Raw genomic sequence first — 3,954 nt, 5'->3', positions numbered from 1 at the left:
GACACGGCAGGCGGATTTCGAGTCGCCGACGCTGGCCTTGGGGCAGCGCCTGCAGCACCGTCACGCTCTCCGCGTCGCAGCGTTCGATGGCGGCAACGCCGGTGGCGATCGCCCAGCCCAGCCGCTCGGCGAGTAGATACCCCACCATGCCCGAGCCCTCGCCGCACTCGGCGCGCTGGCCGGTCAAGGCCAGTTTCACGCCACTGCGCTCGAGCCACGCCACCAGCAGCGGTACCGCATCCTCGCCGGCACGCAGCGGCAGGAGCGACAACTGTCCGCCGCGTTCATCACCAGGACGTCCGCCGTCGAGGCCGTGATACATCCCCAGGTATCCCTCGAGAGACTCCCGCAGCGAGGCCTGCTCCGGGTCGCCGGCATGCACCAGCGACAGATCGGCGCCGACCAGCGACAGGCCCATCTCGACGGCGCGGGCATCCTCGCGGGCGCGCCCGGCGCGCCCGGAGACCGGGTGGCGGCCGCTCGACACCAGCACCGCCGTCTTCACGTCATGGAGCGTTCCCGCTGCGGCTTGGGGTTCAGGCTGCGGCATGTCGAGACTCCTCATCCGTCCAAGAGCCGTCCGAACCGGTCTGGTCTCGCGGCTGGCCGAGGCGCTCGCAGACCGCCGCCAGCACCGCGTCGCCGTCGGCGATCAGCGCCAGGTCGGCGCGCTTGACCATGTCGCAGCTCGGGTCGTTGTTGATCGCGATCACCCGCTGGCACTTGGCGATGCCCTGCAGATGCTGCACGGCCCCGGAGATGCCAACGGCGACATAGCAGCTGGCAGTGACGAAGGTGCCGGTGGCGCCGACCTGGCGCGAACGCGGCATGTAGCCGTCATCCACCGCCACCCGCGAGGCACCTTCGCTGGCCCCCAGCACCCGCGCGGCGTGGTGGTAGCCTTCCCAATCGCCGATGCCGCGGCCGGCGGAGAGAATGAACGGCGCCTGGGCCAGCGGGATCTCCTGGGGGTCGACGGCGACCCGGCCACGGTCGATGACCCCGGACGCCGGCGCTTCGTTTGCCGCCGAAGAGAGTTCCCCACCCATGGTCGCCAGATCGATGACCCGCGCCTCGTGACGCGTCTCGCTGACCGGCTCGGCGCACTCGGGCAGCGCCAGCAGCACCCGGGCGACGTCGCGCAGGATGTCCTGGCGGTCCCCCGCGCGGGAGAGCGTCTGACCCTCGCTGAGCTGCCAGACCCGGGTCGCCGGGCGGGCATCGCTCACGCTAGCGTTCGCGCCCCGACTCGCGCCCTGGGGCAGGAGACGCGCTGCCAGCCGCCGCCCGAGATCGCCGCCATCCGGCAGCGAATCGGCGAAGATCCAGTGCCGGGGCGAAAGCGCCGCTTCGACGTCGACAAGCGCCGCCAGGCGCGTCTCCGGGTCGTAGCCTTCGGTCACCATGGCGGAGAGATCGACGACGCGGTCCGCACCGGCGTCCTCGAAACCGGAGACACCGCTCAGGAAGGTCACCGCCGTCACCGCCAGGTCATGGCCGTCGGCGAGCTGCCGGGCGAGGCCGAACAGGTCGCGGTCGTGATCGTTGAGCCGCCCTTCCGGCAACTCCGGCACCACCACGACATGGCCCACCGGCTGATCGATGACGACCTGACGCCGCGCCGGTTCCGCGCTCGTCGACGCGCCTCCCACGGGGCTCGCCTCCACCGCAGCGCCGCTGCGATCGATACGCTTGATACCGTTAGGGCCGATCGCGCCGAGGGCATGCGGATTGATGCGCGTCACGCCGTCGGCACTGGTCCAACGCCACGCCGGCCGCGCGAACTCGTGGTGGCGCGGATGCAGACGGTTACGCCGGGCGCGCTCGGCGTGGGGGTCGAGTCGTCGGACACTCATGCCGGTTCCTCCTCGCGGCTTTGGCTTGGCGCGCTGGTGGCGTTCGTCGCCGCTGTCGGCTCGACCATGGCGTCGGCGACCATCTCGGCGAGATCGCGAATGCGCGGACGCGGTTCGACCACGCCTTCGAGCATCGCGGTGCACTGGGGGCAGGCCACGGCCACGGTGGTCGCCCCGGTCTCGCGCACGTCCTCCATGCGCATGTCGGGGATACGCGCGCGGCCGGGCACGTCGGAGAGCGCCGCCCCACCACCGCCTCCACAGCAGCGCGAGCGGTAGCCGGAGCGCTCCATCTCGGCGACTTCCAGCCCGAGGGCGGCAAGCACCTGGCGCGGCGCGGCGAATTCACCGTTGTAACGGCCCAGATAGCAGGGGTCGTGATAGGTAACGGTCTCCGCCTGGGTCGGCGCCGTCACGCTGATGCGCCCGCCGTCGAACAGCTCGGCGATGAAGGTGGAGTGGTGCTTGACCACGTAGTCGCCGCCGAAGGCGCCGTATTCGCGGCCCAGCACGTGGAAGCTGTGCGGGTCGGCGGTGACAATGCGGGCGAAGCGATAGCGCGAGAGCGTGGCGATATTGCGCTCGGCCAGGCGCTGGAAGGTGGCCTCGTCGCCGAGCCGTCGGGCGACGTCGCCGCTGTCCCGCTCCTCCTCGCCGAGCACGGCGAAATCGACGCCACCGGTGCGCAGGATTTTCACCAGCGAGCGCAGGGTGCGTTGGTTGCGCATGTCGAAGGCGCCGTCGCCGAGCCACAGCAACACGTCGACCCCCTCGGGGCGATCCTGGATGCGCGGCAGCTCGAGGTCCGCCGCCCAGTCCAGGCGGGAAGCGTTGTCGAGTCCACCGGGATTGTCGGTGGCGATCAGGTTGTCGATCGCCGCGGCGCCCTTCTCCGGGGTCTCGCCCCGCTCCAGGGTGATGAAGCGGCGCATGTCGACGATGGCATCGACGTGCTCGATCATCATCGGGCACTCCTCGACGCAGGCGCGGCAGGTGGTGCAGGCCCACAGCGTCTGCGCCTCCACCAGTTGCGGCACGATGGCATCGGAGGGGCCACCATGGTGCTTGCCGACCTCGATGCCGGGATAGCCGGAGCCGGCGTAGCCGGCATCGCTGCCGCCAGCCATGCCCACGACCATGTCCTGGATCAGCTTCTTGGGGTTGAGCGGTTGGCCGGCGGCATAGGCCGGACAGACGTTCTGGCAGCGGCCGCACTGGACGCAGGCGTCGAACCCCAGCAGCTGCTCCCATTGGAAATCGGCGGGCTTCTCGACGCCCAGCGTCTTCGCCGTGAGATCGAGCGGGAAGAGCGCGGTAGAGCGGCTGCCGCGATGGACGTCATGTGTCTTTTTCGGGGGCGCGTCCGGATGGTTGTCATCGAACCGCTCGGGGCGCCGGTGGAAGGCCAGATGGAAGGAGCCGGCGAAGGCGTGCTTCATTGGCCCGCCCCAGCCCATGCCGACCACCATCTCCAGCAGCCCCCAGACCAGCACGGCGGCGAGCACGATCGCCAGCACGCCGCCACCCAGCACGGTCGGCGCCACACCCACCAGATTCTCTGGGGTGAGACCGACGATAGGCAGGCTGACCAGGAACATGCCCACCGAGTAGGCGATCAGGCTCTTGGAGAGACGCTGCCACGGCCCCTTGGAGAGCTTGGGCGGCGGGTCGATGCGCCGCCGGTTGACCGCCAGCGCGCCGATGAACATGCAGAGGCTTGCCGCCAGCAGCAGCCCGCCCAGAGTCGGATTGCGCCAGCCGAAGCCATGCACCACCAGCGCCAGCGCCATGGCGGCGACGAAGCCGCCGGCCGTTGCCACGTGGGTGTGCGCGATCGCCTTGTCGCGAGCCACGACGTGGTGCAGGTCGTTGAGATAGCGCTTGGGCATCAGCGCGAGCCGATGCCACCGCATCGGCGTGCGCCGCCCCTGGCGCCACAGCCGGATGCGACGCACCGCGCCCGCCGCACCCACCGCCAGCGCCGCGAAGATCAACAGCGGCAGTAAAGAATTGAGCATGATTCGCTCCTTGGTTTGGCCGCAGGCTTCGAGCTTCGAGCTTCGAGCTTCGAGCTTCGAGCTTCGAGCTTCGAGCTTCG

3 protein-coding genes are annotated in these 3,954 nt (G+C 70.2%); all 3 read right to left on the bottom strand.

Translation table 11 applies throughout. The features are described 5' to 3' along the window. On the bottom strand, positions 1-550 hold a 550-nt coding region (locus AC3AYF_RS18960), incomplete at its 3' end, for an adenine nucleotide alpha hydrolase family protein (protein WP_487780188.1). After that, a complete protein-coding gene (locus tag AC3AYF_RS18955; protein WP_295040744.1) occupies positions 537-1,856 on the bottom strand; it encodes an electron transfer flavoprotein subunit alpha/FixB family protein in 1,320 nt (439 codons plus the stop codon). The genes AC3AYF_RS18960 and AC3AYF_RS18955, both read right to left, overlap by 14 nt. After that, positions 1,853-3,874: a (Fe-S)-binding protein gene (locus tag AC3AYF_RS18950; protein WP_295040742.1), complete on the bottom strand. Its 2,022-nt coding sequence runs from the start codon at positions 3,872-3,874 to the stop codon at positions 1,853-1,855. The genes AC3AYF_RS18955 and AC3AYF_RS18950 overlap by 4 nt, the downstream gene beginning before the upstream one ends. Between the last annotated feature and the right edge of the window lie 80 nt (positions 3,875-3,954).

Source organism: Salinicola sp., from assembly GCF_982684285.1.
This window is presented reverse-complemented; position numbering and strand designations above follow the sequence as displayed.

Bases quoted from the DNA above. Each gene is read 5' to 3' on its own strand.
- AC3AYF_RS18955 (WP_295040744.1), bottom strand. From the start codon at position 1,856: ATGAGTGTCCGACGACTCGACCCCCACGCCGAGCGCGCCCGGCGTAAC.
- AC3AYF_RS18950 (WP_295040742.1), bottom strand. From the start codon at position 3,874: ATGCTCAATTCTTTACTGCCGCTGTTGATCTTCGCGGCGCTGGCGGTG.